Annotated in this window: 23 protein-coding genes; 16 read left to right on the top strand and 7 right to left on the bottom strand. The window is 58.9% G+C overall.

Annotated elements, in window-relative coordinates; translation table 11 throughout:
- Nucleotides 1-210 precede the first annotated feature (210 nt).
- Complete coding sequence (gene rhtA / locus AC07OG_RS12835) at nucleotides 211-1,098, top strand: threonine/homoserine exporter RhtA (protein WP_060541015.1); 888 nt, start codon at nucleotides 211-213, stop codon at nucleotides 1,096-1,098.
- Between the two features lie 170 nt (nucleotides 1,099-1,268).
- On the top strand, nucleotides 1,269-1,550 hold the full coding sequence (locus tag AC07OG_RS12830; protein ID WP_060541014.1) for a hypothetical protein: 282 nt from the start codon (nucleotides 1,269-1,271) through the stop codon (nucleotides 1,548-1,550).
- A gap of 9 nt (nucleotides 1,551-1,559) precedes the next feature.
- On the opposite strand, the gene AC07OG_RS12825 is transcribed toward AC07OG_RS12830, so the two are convergent.
- Nucleotides 1,560-2,120 (bottom strand): TetR/AcrR family transcriptional regulator, encoded by a 561-nt coding sequence (locus AC07OG_RS12825; RefSeq protein WP_060541013.1) that lies wholly within the window; start codon nucleotides 2,118-2,120, stop codon nucleotides 1,560-1,562.
- A gap of 104 nt (nucleotides 2,121-2,224) precedes the next feature.
- Here AC07OG_RS12825 and AC07OG_RS12820 point away from each other — a divergent pair, with 104 nt between their 5' ends.
- Together AC07OG_RS12820 and AC07OG_RS12815 are read left to right on the top strand one after the other, a co-directional pair.
- Nucleotides 2,225-2,953 (top strand): SDR family oxidoreductase, encoded by a 729-nt coding sequence (locus tag AC07OG_RS12820; RefSeq protein WP_060541012.1) that lies wholly within the window; start codon nucleotides 2,225-2,227, stop codon nucleotides 2,951-2,953.
- A 36-nt stretch (nucleotides 2,954-2,989) separates the two neighbouring features.
- Nucleotides 2,990-3,580 (top strand): 2-hydroxychromene-2-carboxylate isomerase, encoded by a 591-nt coding sequence (locus AC07OG_RS12815; RefSeq protein WP_218425361.1) that lies wholly within the window; start codon nucleotides 2,990-2,992, stop codon nucleotides 3,578-3,580.
- 59 nt (nucleotides 3,581-3,639) lie between these two features.
- Here the strand turns inward: AC07OG_RS12815 and AC07OG_RS12810 are convergent, their stop codons facing one another.
- The 4 genes from AC07OG_RS12810 to AC07OG_RS12795 all read right to left on the bottom strand — a co-directional run bounded on the left by AC07OG_RS12810 (nucleotide 3,640) and on the right by AC07OG_RS12795 (nucleotide 7,852).
- Nucleotides 3,640-5,448, bottom strand: a complete 1,809-nt coding sequence (locus AC07OG_RS12810) for an aminopeptidase P family protein (RefSeq protein ID WP_495067187.1) — start codon at nucleotides 5,446-5,448, stop codon at nucleotides 3,640-3,642.
- A gap of 60 nt (nucleotides 5,449-5,508) precedes the next feature.
- Nucleotides 5,509-6,663, bottom strand: a complete 1,155-nt coding sequence (locus tag AC07OG_RS12805) for an aminotransferase class V-fold PLP-dependent enzyme (protein ID WP_495067186.1) — start codon at nucleotides 6,661-6,663, stop codon at nucleotides 5,509-5,511.
- A gap of 205 nt (nucleotides 6,664-6,868) precedes the next feature.
- Nucleotides 6,869-7,483: a LysE family translocator gene (locus AC07OG_RS12800; protein WP_060541008.1), complete on the bottom strand. Its 615-nt coding sequence runs from the start codon at nucleotides 7,481-7,483 to the stop codon at nucleotides 6,869-6,871.
- A gap of 99 nt (nucleotides 7,484-7,582) precedes the next feature.
- The gene (locus AC07OG_RS12795; RefSeq protein WP_060541007.1) at nucleotides 7,583-7,852 is read right to left on the bottom strand and encodes a hypothetical protein; all 270 of its coding nucleotides are present in this window, start codon (nucleotides 7,850-7,852) and stop codon (nucleotides 7,583-7,585) included.
- Nucleotides 7,853-8,107: 255 nt separating this feature from the next.
- On the opposite strand from AC07OG_RS12795, the gene AC07OG_RS12790 reads away from it, so the two are divergent.
- From AC07OG_RS12790 to AC07OG_RS12750, 9 genes are all read left to right on the top strand, one after another.
- Nucleotides 8,108-8,566: a VOC family protein gene (locus AC07OG_RS12790; protein WP_495067185.1), complete on the top strand. Its 459-nt coding sequence runs from the start codon at nucleotides 8,108-8,110 to the stop codon at nucleotides 8,564-8,566.
- Nucleotides 8,567-8,835: 269 nt separating this feature from the next.
- Nucleotides 8,836-10,038: a PepSY-associated TM helix domain-containing protein gene (locus AC07OG_RS12785; protein ID WP_495067184.1), complete on the top strand. Its 1,203-nt coding sequence runs from the start codon at nucleotides 8,836-8,838 to the stop codon at nucleotides 10,036-10,038.
- Nucleotides 10,035-10,577, top strand: a complete 543-nt coding sequence (locus AC07OG_RS12780; RefSeq protein ID WP_060541004.1) for a PA2404 family protein — start codon at nucleotides 10,035-10,037, stop codon at nucleotides 10,575-10,577. Before AC07OG_RS12785 ends, AC07OG_RS12780 begins: the two co-directional genes overlap by 4 nt.
- Complete coding sequence (locus tag AC07OG_RS12775) at nucleotides 10,574-10,903, top strand: hypothetical protein (RefSeq protein WP_495067183.1); 330 nt, start codon at nucleotides 10,574-10,576, stop codon at nucleotides 10,901-10,903. The genes AC07OG_RS12780 and AC07OG_RS12775 overlap by 4 nt, the downstream gene beginning before the upstream one ends.
- Nucleotides 10,900-11,472 (top strand): DUF6162 family protein, encoded by a 573-nt coding sequence (locus tag AC07OG_RS12770; protein WP_060541002.1) that lies wholly within the window; start codon nucleotides 10,900-10,902, stop codon nucleotides 11,470-11,472. The genes AC07OG_RS12775 and AC07OG_RS12770 overlap by 4 nt, the downstream gene beginning before the upstream one ends.
- A 35-nt stretch (nucleotides 11,473-11,507) precedes the next feature.
- On the top strand, nucleotides 11,508-12,434 hold the full coding sequence (locus tag AC07OG_RS12765; RefSeq protein ID WP_060541001.1) for a metal ABC transporter substrate-binding protein: 927 nt from the start codon (nucleotides 11,508-11,510) through the stop codon (nucleotides 12,432-12,434).
- Entirely contained in the window at nucleotides 12,431-13,276 is an 846-nt protein-coding gene (locus tag AC07OG_RS12760) for a metal ABC transporter ATP-binding protein (RefSeq protein WP_256352761.1), read from the top strand. Before AC07OG_RS12765 ends, AC07OG_RS12760 begins: the two co-directional genes overlap by 4 nt.
- Nucleotides 13,276-14,175, top strand: coding sequence for a metal ABC transporter permease (locus AC07OG_RS12755; protein ID WP_060540999.1), 900 nt, complete (start codon nucleotides 13,276-13,278; stop codon nucleotides 14,173-14,175). The genes AC07OG_RS12760 and AC07OG_RS12755 overlap by 1 nt, the downstream gene beginning before the upstream one ends.
- Entirely contained in the window at nucleotides 14,176-15,087 is a 912-nt protein-coding gene (locus tag AC07OG_RS12750; protein WP_495067182.1) for a metal ABC transporter substrate-binding protein, read from the top strand.
- A gap of 62 nt (nucleotides 15,088-15,149) precedes the next feature.
- Here AC07OG_RS12750 and AC07OG_RS12745 read toward each other — a convergent pair whose 3' ends face one another.
- Together AC07OG_RS12745 and AC07OG_RS12740 are read right to left on the bottom strand one after the other, a co-directional pair.
- Nucleotides 15,150-16,475 (bottom strand): ATP-binding protein, encoded by a 1,326-nt coding sequence (locus AC07OG_RS12745; RefSeq protein WP_060540997.1) that lies wholly within the window; start codon nucleotides 16,473-16,475, stop codon nucleotides 15,150-15,152.
- On the bottom strand, nucleotides 16,472-17,152 hold the full coding sequence (locus AC07OG_RS12740) for a response regulator (RefSeq protein WP_495067181.1): 681 nt from the start codon (nucleotides 17,150-17,152) through the stop codon (nucleotides 16,472-16,474). Before AC07OG_RS12740 ends, AC07OG_RS12745 begins: the two co-directional genes overlap by 4 nt.
- Before the next feature lie 308 nt (nucleotides 17,153-17,460).
- Between AC07OG_RS12740 and AC07OG_RS12735 the strand changes: the two genes are divergently transcribed.
- The 3 genes from AC07OG_RS12735 to AC07OG_RS12725 all read left to right on the top strand — a co-directional run bounded on the left by AC07OG_RS12735 (nucleotide 17,461) and on the right by AC07OG_RS12725 (nucleotide 19,754).
- Nucleotides 17,461-18,162 (top strand): hypothetical protein, encoded by a 702-nt coding sequence (locus AC07OG_RS12735; RefSeq protein WP_495067180.1) that lies wholly within the window; start codon nucleotides 17,461-17,463, stop codon nucleotides 18,160-18,162.
- Between the two features lie 157 nt (nucleotides 18,163-18,319).
- Nucleotides 18,320-18,985, top strand: a complete 666-nt coding sequence (locus AC07OG_RS12730; protein WP_060540994.1) for a hypothetical protein — start codon at nucleotides 18,320-18,322, stop codon at nucleotides 18,983-18,985.
- Nucleotides 18,986-19,046: 61 nt separating this feature from the next.
- Nucleotides 19,047-19,754 carry a hypothetical protein gene (locus AC07OG_RS12725; RefSeq protein ID WP_218425351.1) on the top strand — a complete coding sequence of 236 codons (708 nt, stop codon included), beginning with the start codon at nucleotides 19,047-19,049 and terminating at the stop codon, nucleotides 19,752-19,754.
- The last annotated feature ends 71 nt before the right edge of the window (nucleotides 19,755-19,825 follow it).

Here is a 19,825-nt window from a genome sequence, read left to right as displayed (position 1 = left end):
TTGTTTACCAAGGAGTTTTCCGTTTCGACTGCGCCGGAAGTGGGGCGAATTATAGGCTTCCAGAATCTGCCGTCAAGGGTTGATTTGGTTTTCTATCGAGATAGCTAAAAACGCTGCTTATATATAGACGAGCCCGCAGGGAATGCGCAGTATATTGCCCAAAGCCAAGCAAGCCCCCTCTTCACATCCTGATTCGGACGATGCCGCGCAATGAATGACCAGCCACGCCCCCTGGCCTCCACCCTGTTCTCGGTTGGACTATTGCTGATAGCCATGGCATCGATCCAGTCCGGTGCTTCCCTGGCCAAAAGCATGTTTCCCGTTATCGGAGCGCAAGGGACAACTACGATGCGCCTGGTGTTCGCCAGCGTGATCATGATGCTGATCCTGCGGCCATGGCGCGCGAAACTCACGGCAAAATCCCTGCGCACCGTTGTCGTCTACGGAATGGCGCTGGGCGGCATGAACTTCCTCTTCTATATGTCATTGCAGACAGTCCCCCTGGGGATCGCGGTAGCGCTGGAGTTCACCGGACCATTGGCGGTTGCTATCTACGCCTCCCGTCGCGCGATCGACTTTCTGTGGATCGCCCTGGCTGCTGCCGGCTTGTTATTGCTTATACCCATGGGAGAAGCGAGCGCGGGGATTGATCTGACCGGTGCCTGTTACGCCTTGGGCGCTGGGGTCTGCTGGGCCGTGTACATTCTCTTCGGGCAAAAGGCCGGCGCCGACAATGGCGTGCAGACCGCTGCGCTCGGGGTGATGATCGCAGCGCTCTTCGTGGCCCCTATCGGTATTGTCCATGCAGGCTCTGCCCTGCTGACCCCATCGCTGATCCCGGTAGCGCTTGGGGTTGCCATCTTGTCCACCGCCCTGCCCTACACACTGGAGATGGTCGCTCTGACGCGCATGCCGGCCAGAACCTTTGGCACATTGATGAGCATCGAGCCCGCAATCGGTGCGCTGTCGGGGTTGCTGTTTTTGCAAGAATACCTGTCGTTTTCACAGTGGATGGCCATCCTGTGCATCATCCTGGCTTCCGTCGGCGCCACCATGACCATGGGCAGCACTGCCAAGCCAGCAATAGCAGCGGATTGAGAGTAGATATGACGAAGGTCTGGCATTTGACGCTCAATTAGGCCATGTTTAAACCCGCGCGCATAAAGTCAGACCATGGACATTCAGGATAGGGATGTATCAGAACGCTTCAAGCGCGAGCGAATGCAGCCAGACCCGGGCACAAGACTCGGGAACGCTTAAGGACAGTAATGAAACGAATTTTGCTACTCATCGCCGTACTTGCAATTGCGGGCTGCGCGGCGACGTCAAAGTCCCAGGTCAAACACGGCAAGAAAGGCTTGCACATCAACTGTTCCGGCCTGTCATCATCCTGGGACAAGTGCAACGCCACCGCCACCAACGCCTGCGCTCCCAAGGGGTACAAGGTCATTGCCAAGTCGGGGGACACGGTGGAAGAGCCGGGCGACTATCCGTTTGGCCTCAACCCTGCCGGTTATACCAGTCGCAGCATGATCGTCATCTGCAAATAGGCCGCCCCGTCAGCCCCCCGGGCCTGCGATCTGACGGCCAATCTCATCGTAGCTGGACTGCAACACCGCACGCTGGATCTGCGGTGTAGCCAGCATCCGCGCCACGACCAGCGCACCGATGCACTGCGACAGAATCGCCCAGGCCAGGCTGTCGCTTTGCAGGATCTGCGCCCAGCTCTCCTGAAGCCGACAGATCCAGTGTTCTGCCTGTTGCCGAATCTCCACGTCAGCGCGGGCAATTTCCGCCCCCAAGGCCGGCAATACACAACCGGTGTCGGGGTGCTCGACATGGGACATGCTCAGGTAAAGCTTCAGGCAGCGCTGCAGTTTTTCACGGTTGCCATCCGCCCCCAGGCGCTCCAGGCTTTGACCCAACTCGCGCTCGACAATATTGGCGAACAACTCGTCTTTCGACGAGAAATGACTGTAAAACGCCCCGCCGCTTAAACCGATCGCTTTCATCAGGCCATCGACTCCCACCGTCGAGAAGCCGGATTTCTTGGCTGATAACGCACTGCTTTGCAGCAGTTTCTCTTTGGTCTCCAGCTTGTGACTGGCCGAATAACGCATGCCCTTCTCCCGAATTATATCGCCTTGACGCTTGTCGAATCATAGCATAACGTTCGTTTAGTTAACGATCGTTTACCAAAGGGATCCAGCCATGAGTAACAAGCATGAATAACAAGAAGGTCGTACTGGTTGTCGGCGCAGGTGACGCCACGGGCGGCGCCATTGCCAAGCGCTTCGCCGAAGAAGGTTTTGTCGCTTGCGTGACCCGCCGTAGCGCGGACAAACTCCAGCCGCTGGTGGATGCCATCCACGCCCGTGGCGGCGAAGCCCACGGTTTTGCCTGCGATGCCCGTAAAGAAGAAGACGTGATTGCCCTGGTCGAGCAGATTGAAAGCCAGATCGGCCCTATCGAAGCCTTCGTTTTCAATATCGGCGCCAATGTGCCATGCAGCATTCTCGAAGAAACTGCGCGCAAGTATTTCAAGATTTGGGAAATGGCCTGCTTTTCGGGTTTTCTCAACGCGCGTGAAGTGGCCAAGCGCATGGCCAAGCGTCAACGGGGCACCATTTTGTTTACCGGAGCCACCGCAGGTATGCGTGGCGCCGCCGGCTTTGCCGCATTCGCCGGAGCCAAGCACGGGATTCGTGCGCTGGCGCAGAGCATGGCCCGCGAACTCGGACCGATGAACATTCATGTCGCCCATGTGGTGGTCGACGGCGCCATCGATACCGACTTCATTCGCGACAGCTTCCCGCAGAAGTACGCAACCAAGGACCAGGACGGCATCCTCAATCCCGAGCACATTGCCGAGAACTACTGGTACCTGCACAGCCAGCCTCGCGACGCCTGGACCTTCGAGCTGGACCTGCGCCCCTGGAGCGAACGCTGGTAAGCCCATCCCCATAACAACAAGACGAGCACACCGAATATGAGCAAAACCGTGGAGTTCTACTTTGATCTCGGCAGTCCTGCCACCTACCTGGCTTACACCCAGCTACCAAAGATCTGCGCCGAGGCCGATGCCCGGCTGATCTACATTCCGATCCTGCTGGGCGGTGTCTTCAAAGCCACCGGCAACGCCTCCCCGGCGACCGTTCCAGCCAAAGGCCGCTACATGTTTCAGGACCTGGATCGCTACGCCAGACGTTACGGCGTGCCGCTGAAATTCAATCCGCACTTCCCGATCAACACATTGATGCTCATGCGTGCCGTAACCGGCATTCAATTGCGCCACCCGGAACGCTTCGGCGCCTTCATCGATTGCCTGTTCAAGGCCCTCTGGGTCGACGGCCGCAGCCTTGATGAGCCGACAACCGTGGCGGCTGTCCTGAGCGAAAACGCTTTCGATCCAACAGAGGTGCTGGCCTTAACCTGCGACGAAGAAATCAAGTCCATCCTCAAGCACAACACCGAGCAGGCCGTGCAGCGAGGGGTGTTCGGCGCACCGAGCATGTTTGTCGATAATCAGCTGTTCTTCGGCCAGGATCGACTGGATTTCGTCATTGAGGCCCTGAGCTGAATCTTGACCGATGGATGTCGACACCCAGGCGCCGGCCATAGCGCCTGGGTGTCAGCCGGTCAAATAGCCGCGGTGCGGGTGTTCAACCATTCAAGAGCTGCACCGTCGAGCAACGGGCTCAAGCGCTCACGCACTTCGGCGTGGTAGGCGTTGAACCACTGCTTTTCGTCCTCGGTCAGCAGCGAGGTTTCCAGGCAGCGGGTGTCGATCGGGCACAGGGTCAGGGTTTCGAATTTGAGGAACTCGCCGAATTCGCTTTTGCCTGCCTCACGGTTCATCGCCAGGTTCTCGATGCGCACACCCCAACGGCCAGGACGGTAGGTACCCGGTTCAATGGAAGTGATCATGCCCGGCAGCATCGCGGTTTGCGGTGCCGGGGCTGCCTGATAGGCGATTACTTGCGGACCTTCGTGAACGTTCAGGAAGTAGCCTACACCGTGGCCGGTGCCGTGACCGTAGTCGACGCTTTCAGCCCAGATCGGCGCACGGGCGATGGAGTCGAGCAATGGCGAGAGAATACCCTTCGGAAACTGCGCGCGGGACAAGGCAATCACGCCCTTGAGCACGCGGGTGCAATCACGCTTCTGCTCGGCGGTTGGTGTGCCGACCGGCACCATCCGCGTGATGTCAGTGGTGCCGCCCAGATACTGGCCGCCGGAGTCGATCAGCAACAGACCGTCACCTTCGATTACCGCGTGTTCTTCTTCGGTGGCATGGTAGTGCGGCATCGCGCCGTTGGCGTTGAACGCGGCGATGGTATTGAAACTCAGCGACACATAATCCGGTCGACGCTCACGGGCGGCAGTCAGCTTTTCATCAATGGTCAGCTCGGTGATGCGCTCGCGGCCCATGGCGCTGTCCAGCCAGGTGAAGAACTCGCACAGTGCCGCACCGTCCTGCTCCATGGCTTGGCGAATGTGCCCGGCATCGGCCTGGCTTTTTTGCGACTTGGCGAGAGTGGTCGGATTCAGGCCTTCGATCAGTTTGACGCCGCTGCCGAGGTTATCCAGCAAGCCCGCGGTGACCCGCGCCGGATCGACTTGCAGACTCGCACCATCAGGCACTGCCTGCAGAGCGCCAGCCACTTCGCTGTAGTCGCGCAGAGTGACGCCGTCCTGCTCGAGAATCGCACGCAGTTCGGCGCTGACTTTGCTCAAAGCCACGAACAAAGTGGCTTGCTGCTGGCTGATCAGGGCGAAGGAAACGAACACCGGGTTGAACGACACATCGCCGCCGCGCAGGTTGAACAGCCACGCGATGTCATCGAGGGTGGCGATGAAATGCCAGTCGGCACCACGGGTCTGCAGGGCTTCACGCAGTTTGGCGAGTTTTTCCCCACGGCTGACCGTCGCCTGTGGCGGCAAGTGCTGATAAATCGGCTCGTTCGGCAGGCTCGGACGATCGCTCCAGACCGAGCTCAACACATCGATATCGGTGCGCAAACGCGCGCCGCGTTCTTCGAGCTTGCTACCCAGGGTACGTGCCGAGGCCACCGCCATGACCGCGCCATCGACGGCGACCACACCACCCTCCGGCGTTTGCTCGGCCAGCCATTCCAGCGGGCCGGGCTGACCCGGTTGCAGCTTGACCAGTTCGATGCCGCTGCCATTGAGTTCTTTGGTCGCTTGCTCCCAATACCGGCTGTCTGCCCAGACACCGGCGAAATCGGCGGTCACGATCAGGGTGCCGACCGAACCATGGAAACCCGACAACCATTGCCGCCCTTGCCAGTAGCCTGGCAGGTATTCGGACAGGTGCGGGTCGGCAGACGGCACCAGCAGGGCATGAATGCCCTCCCGGCTCATCAGCTCGCGGGTTTGTGCCAGGCGCTGGGGCACCGATCCGTTAATTGAAAACTGCGTATTCATCGTGACTCCTGCTAACCACTATTCATTTTTGTACGACGCCGATCGCGAGCTAGCTCGCACCTACCAGAACGCCGGAGCGCTCGCGACGGCCGCTTTAATCAGTTCTGCCGCTTGATCGATATCCTGCTCGGTGGTGAAACGTCCCAGGCTCAAGCGGATGGTGCGACTGGCTGAACGGGCGTCATGCCCCAGGGCCAGCAGCACGTGGGATGGAGCATTGCTGGCGGAGTTGCAGGCCGAGGTCGCGGAAAACGCGATCGAATGGCCCAACGCCGCCGAATTGAACTCGCCTTCATTGAAGGTCAGGCTCAGGGTATGTGGAATGCGCTGGTTCGGGCTGCCATTGAGGCGCACGCCGGGCAGGCTCAGCAGTTGTTCGAGCAAGCGTTCGCGCAGGCGCACGATCGTGACTTTCTCTGCGTCAAAACAGCCTGCCGCCAAGGTGAAGGCCTCGCCCATGGCAACGATCTGGTGGGTCGCCAGGGTGCCTGAACGCAAACCACCTTCGTGACCGCCGCCGTGGATCTGCGCCTGCAGACGCTGCTGCGCACGCGGGCCGACATACAACGCGCCGATACCTTTTGGGCCATAGAGTTTATGCGCCGAAAACGACATCAGGTCCACCGGCCACTGCGCCAGGTCGATTGCCACTTTGCCCGCGCCTTGCGCTGCGTCGACATGGAATAACGCACCGCTGCCGCGCACCACCTGGCCGATTGCAGGAATGTCGTTGAGCGTACCCAGTTCGTTGTTGACCAGCATCAGCGAGACGAGGAAGGTGTCCTCGCGCATGGCTTCGCTGACCGCTTGCGGGGTGATCAGACCTTCGGCGTCAGGCACAAGATAAGTCACCGCAACACCGGCCTCCTGCAATTGCCGGGCGGTGTCGAGTATCGCCTTGTGCTCGATCTGGCTGGTGATGATGTGACCGCCGACAGCCGTGCGAGCCTGGGCCACACCTTTGAGTGCGAGGTTATTCGACTCGGTGGCGCCGGAGGTCCAGACGATTTGCTCAGGCATCGCACCGACCAGTTCGGCGACCTGACGCCGCGCCTGTTCGACCGATTGCCGAGCCTGTTGGCCAAAGGCATGGGAGCTGGATGCGGGATTGCCGAAGTTGCCGTTAAAGCCCAGACACTCGACCATAACCTTGATGACCCGCTCATCCACCGGCGTGGTGGCGGCGTAATCGAAATACAACGGACGTTTATTCATAAAGGACTCGCAGAGCGTGTTCCGGGATCAGGAAGCTCGTGACTGCAAACGGCAAACGCAGCTTTGTGAGCTGCGTGCGATTTTCAGAACGTTACCAATACCTGATCGGATGCCGTTAAAGAAGTACAACTTCATTTAAAAGTGCGTAGGAACGCTCCTGAAAAGTGAGCTTAACAGGCATCGGGCAACCGGTTGAAGCAATGCGTCAGCTAAAGCTTTCGAGCAGCAACGGATACAAAGAAACCACCAGAAGCGCTGCCATGCCCCAGTTGAACAGGCGCAGCCAGCGGCGGTCCTTGAGGACATTGCGCAGCAGCGTGCCGCAAGCGGCCCAGAGTCCGACGCTCGGCAGGTTGATGACGGCGAAAACGGCGGCGATGACGATCACGTTGGTGAAATAGCCCTGCATCGGCGTGTAGGTGCTGATAGCACCGATGGCCATGATCCAGGCCTTGGGGTTGACCCACTGAAACGCCGCGGCACCCAGGTAGCTGATCGGTTTGGCCTCACCTGTGTCACTGTCCGAGACCGGCCCGGAATGGGCGATCTTCCATGCCAGGTACAACAAATACGCCGCGCCGACATAACGCAGTACGGTATACAACAGAGGATAAGTCTGGAACACCGCGCCCAGTCCGAAACCGACGGCCACCACGAGCAGGAAAAAGCCGCAGCTGATGCCGAGCATGTGTGGAATGGTACGGTTGAAGCCGAAGTTCACGCCGGATGCCAGCAACATGGTGTTGTTCGGGCCGGGCGTGATCGAAGTGACGAGGGCGAACAGGGCGAAGCCCAGCAGCAGGTCGAGTGAGAGCGTCATGGGTGGTGTCCATCTGGGTCAGTCAGGTAGTGACCCTATCGCACACCCCGGGCGAAACCCACGGACAGTTTGGCAAAACTTCTGCCAGTACAGTTTCGCTCAGCTTGGGCGACCGTGTAGCTGTACAGATCGCTCGGCGTTCATTTCGCCACGGCTATCAAATTTGAAGCGTTTGCGCGGCTCGCCGAGCAGTTCGGCCTTTTTTGCGTGGTATTCATCGAAAGACAAGCCACGACGGTTCAACGCCTCCAGCGCCAACTCCTGGCTTTCTTCGGTGGTATAGGGCCGCAGCTCTGGAGAAACATGGCCGGCACATCCGGCAAGTACAGCGCTGGCGAGCAGCAGCAAACTGGCGATCAGGGTTTTCATTTTCGGCGTCCTGGCATCTTGTTCGGGGCAATGAACACAGGCTACCCGCGCGTCCAAAGGGACAGAAATCAACGCTTTCAATAGTGGCTATCATGCTTGGGCAATCGTGACGCGACCTGCTCACTCGATTGCACAGCTGCGACGCTGCTGCTCGTCGGGCGTTCGGTGGCACTGAGGGGGCTGGCCTATATTTATCCAGCCGGTAACGGCCAAGGAACCTCTTCCACTCACTACAAGAGAACAGGGAGACCCATCATGAGCGTCAAACCCATTCCAGAGGGGTACCACAGCATCACGCCCTATCTGGGCATTCAAAAAGCCGCCGAGGCCATCGAGTTCTACAAAAAAGCCTTCGGCGCCATCGAAGTCATGCGCCTGGCCATGCCCGACGGCGGCGTCGGCCATGCTGAACTGCGCATCGGCGATTGCCCGATCATGCTTGGCACACCCTGTGATCAAGGGCCGCTGAGCAATCCGGACAACTCACCCTCCGTGGGTCTGCATCTGTATGTGACAGACGTAGACAAGTCCTTCAAACAAGCCATCGATGCCGGGGCGACGTCGGTGTCGGAGGTCAAGGACCAGTTCTATGGCGACCGTTCAGGAACTTTGAAGGACCCCTACGGGCATCTGTGGTTTTTGGCCACGCGCAAGGAAGACCTGACCCAGGAACAGATCGAGCAGCGGGCGAAGGAAATGTTCAGCCAGGGTTGATTGCTGCTGCGCATCGAAAAAATCAAAAGATCGCAGCCTTCGGCAGCTCCTGCAAACAGCGTTCACCTGCAGGAGCTGCCGACGGCTGCGATCTTTTATTGTAATGAGAAACATTTTCTTTCATATTACCGTTCGGGTTTTCCAGTCCTCATACGTCTTATCTAGATGCAGTCGGTCGCGTCGGCAAAAGCCACGACCGTACCTTTCATGGGCCTTGATGCTGTGCAACCCACAGCAGTGACCCACTCATCCAGGCAAGACCGCTCATCATGTCAACGAAGTCCCGTTCAAAAATCTGGTTTCTGGTTCATAGCTGGCTGGCACTGCCAATCTGGTTTTTCGTGCTGATCGTCTGTGTGACCGGCACCCTGGCGGTGCTTAGCCAGGAAATCGTCTGGCTGGCCAACCCGCCGATGCGCGCCAGCCAGCCAACAAACGACGCCCCGCTGCTCAGTTATCAGCAGGTCATCGAGGCCATCAATAAAGCCGAGCCACAGACCGTGGTGCAGAGCATCAGTCGTCCCGACGAGTCGCACTTCGCCCTCGATGTCAAAGTCAGCTATCCCGATGGGCGCTCGGTGGTGGTGTACGTCAACCCCTATAGCGGTGTCATCCAGGGCGTCGCCCCCGACTTCAACTTCCGCGCGTTCACCCGCGCGTTGCACGGTTGGTGGCTGGTGCCGTTCACCAATGGATACAGTTGGGGCTGGTACCTGGTGTCGTTTCTCGGATTGCCACTGCTGGCTTCGCTGATCACCGGGCTTGTGGTCTATAAACGCTTCTGGAAGGGCTTTTTCAGCCCGACCCTGCGTTTTCGCCACGGCGCACGGATTTTCTGGGGCGACTTTCACCGGCTGAGCGGCATCTGGTCGATCTGGTTCATCGCGGTCATTTCCATTACCGGCACCTGGTTCCTGATCCAGGCGTTGCTGTTCGATAACCAGATTTCCATTTCCACCGAAAAGATCATCCCGTCGATGTCCCGCGAAGCCGTGCCGCAATCGGCCGATGGTTCGCCACCGCCACGCATCGACCTCGATCGTGCGATTGAAATCGCCTCGCAGAAAATCTCCGGGCTGGAGGCCAGTTTCGTCAGCCTGCCGGGCAATGCCTACAGCCACCTGGATGTCGGTGGACGCGGTTGGTATCCGCTGATGTTCCAGACCGCCACCCTCAACCCCTACACCGGCGAAATCGCTGCTTCACGATTGATCTCGGACCGTTCGGCACTGGAATTCGTCACCGAGTCCATGCGCCCGCTGCACACCGGGGACTTCGGTGGCCTGTGGATCAAGTTGATCTGGGCGTTTTTCGGCCTGCTGCTGAGCATGATGGTGTTCAGCGGCTTGCTGATCTGGACCAAGCGCACAGCGCTGGCCACCGCCAACGCATTCAAGCGCAGCAACAAAAAACACAAGGGCGCCAAGGCGCAACCGGTCACCAGCAACGAAACGTCGGAGGCTAACCTGTGAGCAAAATCAGCACAGCCCCACAGCCCTCGCGCCTCAGTGTGTTCTGGCACAAATGGCGGTTTCACCTGAACATTCTGTTGTTGCTGATCCCCCTGGGTTTCATGCCCAAGTACTTCGCCGACGAGGCGTTGATGCGCGGTGACAGTGGCCTGGGCGAACGGGAGGTCGGCGACATTCAGGTCGGCCCCTGGAGCCTGCGCCTGGCGGAGTTGCGTAACGCGGCTCCCACGCTCGATGGCCCGGCCGGGTACATGAAGGGCTTCAACGCAGCGCTTTGTGATAGCTGTATCGCACAGGTCAAGGCCACTTACCTGCGCATCGGCAAACCCCGCAGCCTGCGCGCCGCCGGGGTGATTTTCTTCGGCACCCCCTATCGCATGGGCGCGTCGTTGCCCGTCCCGGAAAAGACCACGGCCGATGCCGAGCTGTGGATCACCATGGAAGGCTGGGACGGCGCCATGCATCAGGCCTCCATTCCCTTGAGCCAGGCATCCCCGGCCACCATCGCCTGGCTGAACAAACAAGGAAGCAAACCATGAGCAAGACCTTTCGCCCTCTGCACGCCATCTTGCTGGTGCTCAGCGCCGGCTTCAGCGCCACGGCCCTGGCCCACAACCCGATGTGCGAATGCAAAGCTATCGACGCCGAACAGATCAAATGCACCGGCGGCTTCTCCGACGGCAGCGGCGCGCCAGGGGTGACCCTCGATGTGATCGGCTACGACGAAACAATCCTCGTGCCGGGCAAGCTCGGCGCCGACTCGACCTTGACCTTCAAAAAACCCGGCCCCGAGTTCTATGTGCTGTTCGACGCAGGTCCCGGTCACGTCGTCGAGATTGACCAAGCGGACATCGAGGCACCATGAGTACTCCAACCACCCAGGTGATCCGACCGGCCGGAGCCGGCCATGAAACCCTCTACGTCCTGCTGCTGTGCCTGCTGATCCTCGCGGTCGCAGGTTCCGTGGTGCTCTGGCGCGGCGAGATCCATGAGGTCAGTAGCGTCAGCAGCCACCAACTGGATGCCCGTCGCGACCTCAGTGCTTCCGAGCAAGGCATCTACGCCGATCTGCGTGTGACGCTCGACGAAATCTACCTGCTGCGCCAGGAACAGCAATCACTGCCGACTCCAGAGGTCCTCGCCGGGGAAGGTTTTGCCCCGTTCGCTCAGGATGCCAGCTCCGTCAGCCGGGGCGGTCATGCCTGGCAGTTGATTGAGGCCAGGGCCTACTTCGGCCGTAGCCAGGTGCAGGATGTCGCCGGTTCGTTTCTGATGCGCCTGACTGCAGCCGATGACGCACCGGACATCTGGCTCAACCGCGACAGCCAGGCCACTGCACCGCAAGACCTCAGCGACGCCGCGCTGCAAAGCGCCGGCTGGAAGCAGATTGTCGCGCAGTTCGATGCCGGCGTGACCCGCCAGCACCGGCACTGACCCCCCGCCTTTATCCGAGAGAAGACCGCTTCCCAATGCCCAATTCATCTCAACGCTCTTTCCTGCGCCTGTTGCTGGCCGGCATGTTTGCCTTTGTACTGGCCCCCCAGGCCAGCGCCGACGAAGCCAAGCGCCTGCGCATCGGCATCACCCTGCACCCTTATTACAGCTACGTGGCCAACATCGTCGGCGACAAGGCCGAGGTGGTGCCGCTGATTCCGGCCGGTTTCAACCCGCACGCCTACGAACCCCGCGCCGAAGACATCAAGCGCATCAGCGGGCTCGATGTAGTCGTGCTCAACGGCGTCGGCCATGACGACTTCGCCGACCGCATGATCGCCGCCAGCGAAACCCCGAAGGTCCCGGTGATCGAAGCCAACGAAAACGTGCCCCTGCTGGCCGCCACTGGCGTTGCCGCCCGGGGGGCAGGCAAGGTGGTCAATCCCCATACCTTCCTGTCGATCAGCGCCTCCATTGCCCAGGTCAACAACATCGCCCGGGAACTGGGCAAGCTCGATCCAGCCAACGCCAGGACCTACACCGAGAACGCCCGCGCTTACGGCAAGCGCCTGCGCAAGATGCGCGCCGACGCACTGGCCAAGCTGACCCAGGCACCGAACGCCGAACTGCGGGTGGCCACGGTGCATGCGGCCTACGACTACCTTCTGCGCGAGTTCGGCCTGGAAGTGACCGCCGTGGTGGAGCCGGCCCACGGTATCGAGCCGAGCCCAAGCCAGTTGAAAAAGACCATCGATCAGCTGCGTGAGCTGGACGTGAAGGTGATTTTCTCGGAGATGGATTTCCCGTCCTCCTACGTCGATACCATTCAGCGCGAATCCGGTGTGAAGCTGTATCCGCTGTCGCACATTTCCTACGGCGAATACACCGCTGACAAGTACGAAAAAGAGATGACCGGCAACCTCAACACTGTGGTGCGGGCGATTCAGGAGTCTGGGGCATGACGTCGAAAGAGACCATCCTGACCAACGCCGAACCCCCTGTAGGAGCGGGCTTGCTCGCGAATGCGGTGGGTCGGTCGGCAACATCGTTGAATGACACTCCGCTTTCGCGAGCAAGCCCGCGCCTACAGGTTTCGGGTCCGACCCTGGACTTTGCCGACGTCAGTCTGACCCTCGGGCGCACGACGATCCTCGACAAGGTGACCTTCCAGGTCCGGCCAGGCAGTGTGCATGCGCTGGTCGGCCCCAACGGCGGTGGCAAGAGTTCGCTGATCAAGACCCTGCTCGGGCAGATGCCGCATCAGGGCCGTTTGAGCCTGCAGTGGCCCGGCGAGCCTGGCACCATCGGCTATGTACCCCAGGCCCTGGAGTTCGACCGGGGCCTGCCGATGACCGTCGACGATTTTATGGCCGCGATGTGCCAGCGGCGCCCGGCGTTCCTTGGTTTGAGCAAGCACTACGCGGCCGCCATCGGCGAGGCGCTGGAGCGGGTCGGCATGCAGGACAAGCGCAAGCGGCGCATGGGCGCGCTGTCCGGCGGTGAACGCCAGCGGGTGTTGCTGGCCCAGGGGCTGATCCCGTCGCCGCAATTGCTGGTGCTCGACGAGCCGATGTCGGCCCTTGATGAGGCGGGCATCCAGGTGTTCGAACGCTTGCTTGCGCACTGGCGAACGGCGGGCATCACCGTGCTGTGGATCGAACACGATCTGGAGGCGGTAGGACGCCTGGCCGATCACGTCACCGGGCTCAATCGCCGGGTGCTGTTCGACGCCACACCGCAACAGGCGCTGACCCCGGAGCGGCTGTTGACGCTGTTCTCGACCCATCCACGGAGCCTTGCCTGATGAGTTACGAAGCTTTTCGTCTGATGGTCCAGGGCTGGGCGTCGTCGGGTTATCTGCCCGAGGCGCTAGCCTATGGATTTGTGGTCAACGCCCTGCTCGCCGGACTGTTGATCGGCCCTGTTCTGGGCGGCCTCGGCACCCTGGTGGTGGTCAAGCGGTTCGCGTTTTTCTCCGAAGCGGTCGGTCACGCCGCACTGACCGGCGTGGCCATCGGCATTCTGCTCGGCGAGCCTTACACGGGTCCTTACGGCAGTCTGTTCGGCTACTGCCTGCTGTTCGGCATCCTGCTCAATTACCTGCGCAACCGCACCGGGCTGGCGCCGGATACCTTGATCGGCGTGTTTCTTTCAGTGTCCCTGGCGCTCGGCGCGAGCCTGCTGCTGATCCTGGCGGGCAAGATCAACGTGCACATTCTGGAAAACGTGCTGTTCGGCTCGGTGCTGACGGTCAACGGCAATGATCTGCTGGTACTGGCCATCGTCGGTTCGCTGGTCATGGCCCTGGCCTTGCCACTGTACAACCGCATCATGCTGGCCAGCTTCAATCCGCAACTGGCGGCGGTACGCGGGGTGGCGGTGAAGTCCCTGGACTATCTGTTCGTGATCCTGGTGACTCTGATCACCGTCGCAGCAGTGAAAGTCATCGGCGCGATTCTGGTCGGCGCCCTGCTGGTAATTCCGGCCGCGGCGGCACGCTTGCTCAGCCAGTCGCTCAAAGGCTTTTTCTGGTGCTCGGTACTGATCGCCACGGTCAGCACCCTGTGCGGAATTCTCGCACCGATCATCTTCGACCTGCCGATTCCGTCCGGCGCCGCGATCATTCTGGTGGCCGGTATTGCCTTCGCCCTGGCCGCCATTGCGCGCGGTGTCGTCCCCAGCCTGAAAGGGAACCTTGGATAAATGTCATTTTCTCTGCGTCAACTGACCCTGGCCCTTGCCCTGTGCGGGCTGGCGACAACGACAGGCGCCGCCGACAGCGGCAAACCGCTGCGCGTGCTGGCCTCGTTGCCGATTACCTATGGATTGGGTGAAGTGCTGCTCAAGGGCACCGACGTCAGCCTCGAACGCGCGGCCCCGGCCAACCTGCCCGGCAGCCGCCAGACCGCCTACTTCACCGGGCGTGGCGCGGCGGCGCTGGCGAAACTGGCGAGCGACGCCGATGCCGTGATCGGCGTGCGCTCGCTGTGGCCGGATGATCCGCTGTACCCGATCTCGCGCCGTAGCAATATCCGTATCGTCGAAATCGACGCGGCGCGCCCGGTCGACGGCGCCCTGCCCGGCATTGCCGTGCAGCCTGGCAACCAGGTTGATGGCCTGAACAGCCAGCCATGGCTTTCCAGCAATAACATGGGGCGTATGGCCGATGTGATGGCAGCGGATCTGGTACGCCTGAGCCCCGCAGCCAAACCGAAAATCGATGCCAACCTAGCAGCGCTCAAGCAGCGCTTGCTCAAGCTCAGCGCCGACAGCGAGGCGCGGCTGGCTGCGGCAGACAACCTCAGCGTGATGAGCCTGAGCGATCACTTCGGCTACTTGATTGGCGGGCTCAACCTGGAACTGGCCGGTCTGGACGCGCGGCCGGATGCCGAATGGACGCCCGAAGCATTGAAGCAACTGGGCGCGACGCTCAAGGACAATGAGGTGGCCGTGGTGCTGCATCATCGGCAGCCGTCGGATGCGGTGAAAGCGGTGATTGCCGAGTCTGGCAGTCAGTTGATGGTGTTGAGTATCGACGCCGAAGATCCGGTGGCGGAGCTGGAAGGAAATGTGGACTCACTGATCAAGGGGCTTAGCGATAAGCCCGCAACATAAGATCAAAAGATCATCCGAACACAGCCCGAGCCTGCGGTAGTTCCTGCAGGGAAATGTGGTTGTCAGATGGGCTGCAGCGGCATCGTCAGCTCGACGCGCAACCCATCCGGGCGACTATCGAAACGCAGGGTGCAACCGCAACGCTGGACGATGGCCTGCACAATCGCCAGCCCCAGGCCGCAGCCGGTGCTCTGGCCGTTGCGCCAGAAGCGCTGGGTCAGGTTTTGCAGATCTTCCTCAGCGATACCCGGGCCGTGGTCGCGTACCACGAACTGCACACGATTGCCGGCAGTTTCCACGCTCAACTCGACAGACTTGTCGGCTGGTGTATGACGCAGCGCGTTATCGAGCAAGTTGCGCAACGCGGCAATCGACAACACCGCGGGCATTTGCACCGGTGCACCCGAAACCTTGTTCGGCGACTGGAACCTGATGCGCTGGCGGTCACCACTTGCCGCATCCTGGATCGCCAGTTTTGCCACCTGCTCGGCGTTGCACTGCACACCGTCATCGAACGACAGGCTGCCTTCGACTCGCGCCAACAACAGCAATTGCTCGAGGGTCCGGTGCATGCGGTCCGCGCCCTCTTCAGCCCGGGCCAGGGACTGATCCCGCGCCGCGCCGTCAGTCATCCGCGCCACTTGCAAGTGGGTCTTGATGGCTGTCAACGGGCTGCGTAGTTCGTGGGCCGCGTCGCCGGTCAGGCGACGCTCGCGTTCGATGGCCTTGCCGATCCGCTGGAGCAACTGATTCTGGGTTTCGAGCAAGGGTTGCAATTCGCTGGGCAGCGGCTGGATCTGCAACGGCTCCAGGGAGTCGGCGCTACGGCGCATCAAGGCATCGCGCATGCGGTTGAGCGGTGCCAGCCCCTGGCCAATTCCGAGCCAGAGCAGGCACAAGCAACCGAGCAGCGCCACGCCGACCGGCACCGATGCAGCGAGCAGGATCGACATGTTCAACGCCTCACGTTCGATCTGCCGGTCGGCAGTGGTGATGCGCAGATCGCCACGGGCCAGGGTGAAACTGCGCCATGGCGCACCGTCGATCATCTGATCGTGAAAGCCCATTTTCTCGGCTTCCAGGGCTTGTTGCGGATCCATATGGCTGCGCGCGAGGATTTCACCGCGCAAGGAACTGACCTGACAGGCCATGCCACCGGGAATGTTCAATTGTTCGGCACTGAAATGGGTGCCTTCGCCCTTGCTCGACACGGGCGGCAACTGCTCCATCAAGCCGGCGACCATGCGCGCCGAAGCCACCAGCCGCTGGTCGAGGGAAAACATCATCTGATTACGCAGATCGCTGAGCATCCAGGCCGCCGCCAGGGCCCAGATTAACGCAAAGGCGGCGCCGAGCGTCAGGCTCAGGCGCAAACGCAGGCTCATCACTTCGATTCTTCTCCGCCATTGGCCGGCCCCAGCCGATAGCCCAGGCCGCGCACCGTCTCGACAATACCATTGCCGAGTTTACGCCGCAGGTGATGGATATGGACGTTGAGGGCGTTGCTTTCCAGCTCGTCGTTGAAGCCGTAGACGCAATCCTTGAGTTGCTCGGTGGATAGCACCCGCCCTCGGTTATGCAGTAGCGCCTGCAGCAGCGACTGCTCGCGGCGCGACAGGTCCACCGCTTTGCCGCCGAGCCTGGTTTCACGGCTACTGGGGTCGTACGTCAAGGCACCGTGCTCGATAAGGTTGACACTGCGCCCCGCCACCCGCCGCAACAGCGTGTGCAGACGCGCGGCGAGCTCGCGAAGATCAAACGGCTTGAGCAGATAATCGTCGGCGCCAGCCTGCAGGCCATCGACACGATCAGTGACCGAGTCACGGGCCGTCAGTATCAGTACGGGCAACTCCAGACCGTTGTGACGCAGCTGCTGCAGCAACTTGAGACCATCTTCGTCCGGCAAGCCGAGATCGAGGACCATGACGTCGAACTGCGCCACCTTCAACATGGCCCGGGCAGCAGAGGCAGTGGCCACATGCTCTACCGTCAGGCCCTGGGCGCTCAGCCCGGCGACGATTCCACTGGCAATCAGCTCATCGTCTTCGCAAACCAGTACGTGCATGGGAGCTCCCTGAGCGAAAACATCAGTGAAACAGGTGAAGATTAAGCCTCAATTATGGCAAGGACTATGGCCGGCGAAAAGGCGTAATCAATACCGACAAATGATGCATTACCAATGAAACTACCACGAAGCATTTTAACCGTCTCATCCATTCGCAATATGCCTGATGCCATTGGAAATAAAATATCCAACAAAGACATTATTAAAACCGTGCCTTTCAGCGTTAATCTTTATTCATTTCAGCACATACGACAATCAACCCATTCAATCACCACCAACAATAACCAATCAAAGAAAGGATTCAACCCATGCTAATTCTTAAAAACTTTGTCGCCGTCGACTGGCGCGCAGGAAAAGACAAAATCTATTTCTTTTTCAAGGACAGCAATACATATTCCGAGTTCGATATCGCCGAAGACAAAGTCGCCGACGGATTCCCTCGGGAAGTGACCGCCGCGGACTGGCACGACTTCCATCCCCATGCGAAAAACCTGCGCTTCGGGTTCACCACAACGGGTTTCGAACCTACCCGGAATTTTGGAATGGATTCGGACATATTGTGGCTGTTCTACTTTGACAATGGCGTACCCATGGTGTGCAAGTACGATCAGGATGCCCGTCAGGTCAATCGAACGGATCGTGTCGCCGACTCATCCTGGCACTTGTTACTTCCTTACTTTGATCGCATCGTAGCCGGCACATGGCGGGAGAGCGCACTCAATCGGCGCTCATTCAGATTTATCATGAACGACGGAAACGCCATAGAACTGGATTTACTTAGAAAACAATTGATCCATCATGCCATCAGTGAAAAGACCTGGCCCGGGCTGGCACCCTATAAACACCGGATCATTACCGCCGTGCAGAACGACCGCAGTTTAGCCAACAGCCATTTCTACGTATTTCTGACCCAGAATGAATATCTACGATACGACCTTTGGAACAACGCCTTGGAGGCCGGCCCAATGAAAGTCGATGACACGAATTGGCCAGGCCTGCCACAAATTTGAAGGCTGCCCCTCTACGAGTGGTCGACCAAAGGGAAGTACGAAGTGGGTCAATCAGTTATCAAACAAAAACAAACAACCCTCAACACGACGAACCTGGAGTTGATTGACTTTACTGAACTATTAACCCCACCCATAACCCAATCAAACGGACTAAACCATGCCAAAACTGAAGAACACCGTCGCCGTCGACTGGCGAGACGGAAAAGACAAGATTTACTTCTTCTTCAAAGACACCGAAACTTACTCTCGCTTTGATATAGCTGCGAATGGGATTCTTCCCGAGTACCCCAAAAGCGTCTACGGCAACTGGGGGGAATTCGCGCCACACGTAAAAAACCTGCGTTTTGGATTCACGGGTGCAGGCAACGGCCATGCAAAAGATACACTTTGGCTATTCTATTACCAGGATAACACTCCGATGGTATGCGAGTATTCTCAGGATAGTGACAGCGTTGTATCCAGCAAACCAGTTTCCCAAACCAAATGGGCAGCACTGCATCCTCACTTCGATCGAATTGTTGGAGTCAGATGGATATCTGAACCAAACCAATTTCGGGTGCTATTGAGAGATAATTTTGTGCTTGACTTCAACGTGCTCTTTAATCGTCTCACAAAGCTATCACTTCAAAAAGCCGGCTGGGAGAAGCTAGAAAAATACAAGGATAGCCTGATGACTGCGGTGCTGGACGACACCCCTGCTTTCCACAGCACTTTCTACATTTTCCTCACCAACGGCCAATATTTCAGGCACCAGAGCATCGATGCTTTGACTGGCCCATTCGATGTAAATGAAGGTAACTGGCCTGGTCTGAGATCAAACTGAATACGGGCAACCCTTCACTCAGCCATTTCGATTATTCGCCACACCTGAAAGGAATCAGACCATGTCAAAACTTGAAAAGTTTGTTGCCTTTGACTGGCGCTCAGGAAAGGACAAAATTTATTTCTTCTTCAAAGATACCAATACGTACACTCGATTTGATATTGCACAGGGATGGGCAGCCATGGGCTTCCCTAAAGCCATCAACCATAGTACCTGGCATGATTTTCACGTAAATGCAAAAAACCTGCGCTTTGGCTTTACCACTAAACTTGACATACTACTTACTCCATACATAACCAAATCCCGCGATATTCTTTGGCTCTTTTATTATCAAGGCACCACACCCCGGGTCTGCGAGTACGATCAAGAAACTGATAAAGTATGGAGCGACCGCAAGCTTGCCGATACTCACTGGCACCCAATTCTTCCGTATTTCGATCACATTATCGCAGGCACATGGTGGGATATCACCGTTGAATGGATAGGAGAACCTAATCCAATACGATTCCTTATGGACAATGGATATTCCCTGAGTCTTCAAAGGGGAAACTTGACGGTTGAAACCATCAACGAAATGACTTGGCGAGGCCTGGAGCCTTACAAGCATCGAATGATTACCGCAGCACAAAATGATCGGACACTTGCCAGTAGTCACTTCTACATTTTCCTGACCAATGACGAATACCTCGTCTACAACATGCCGGAAAACAGAGTCATGGGCTGTTACCCGGTCAACGACGAGACATGGCCCGGCCTGCTGCGCGACTGAGCTTCATCACAGACCATGGCAGACTTGCGTGGCGGTTAATCACCGGTTAATCGCCACCCTCCATCGTGCAC

The organism is Pseudomonas sp. GW821-FHT09H03 (assembly GCF_059415945.1).
Note: the sequence above shows the minus strand (reverse complement) of the source record. Positions and strands in the feature narration are given on the sequence as shown.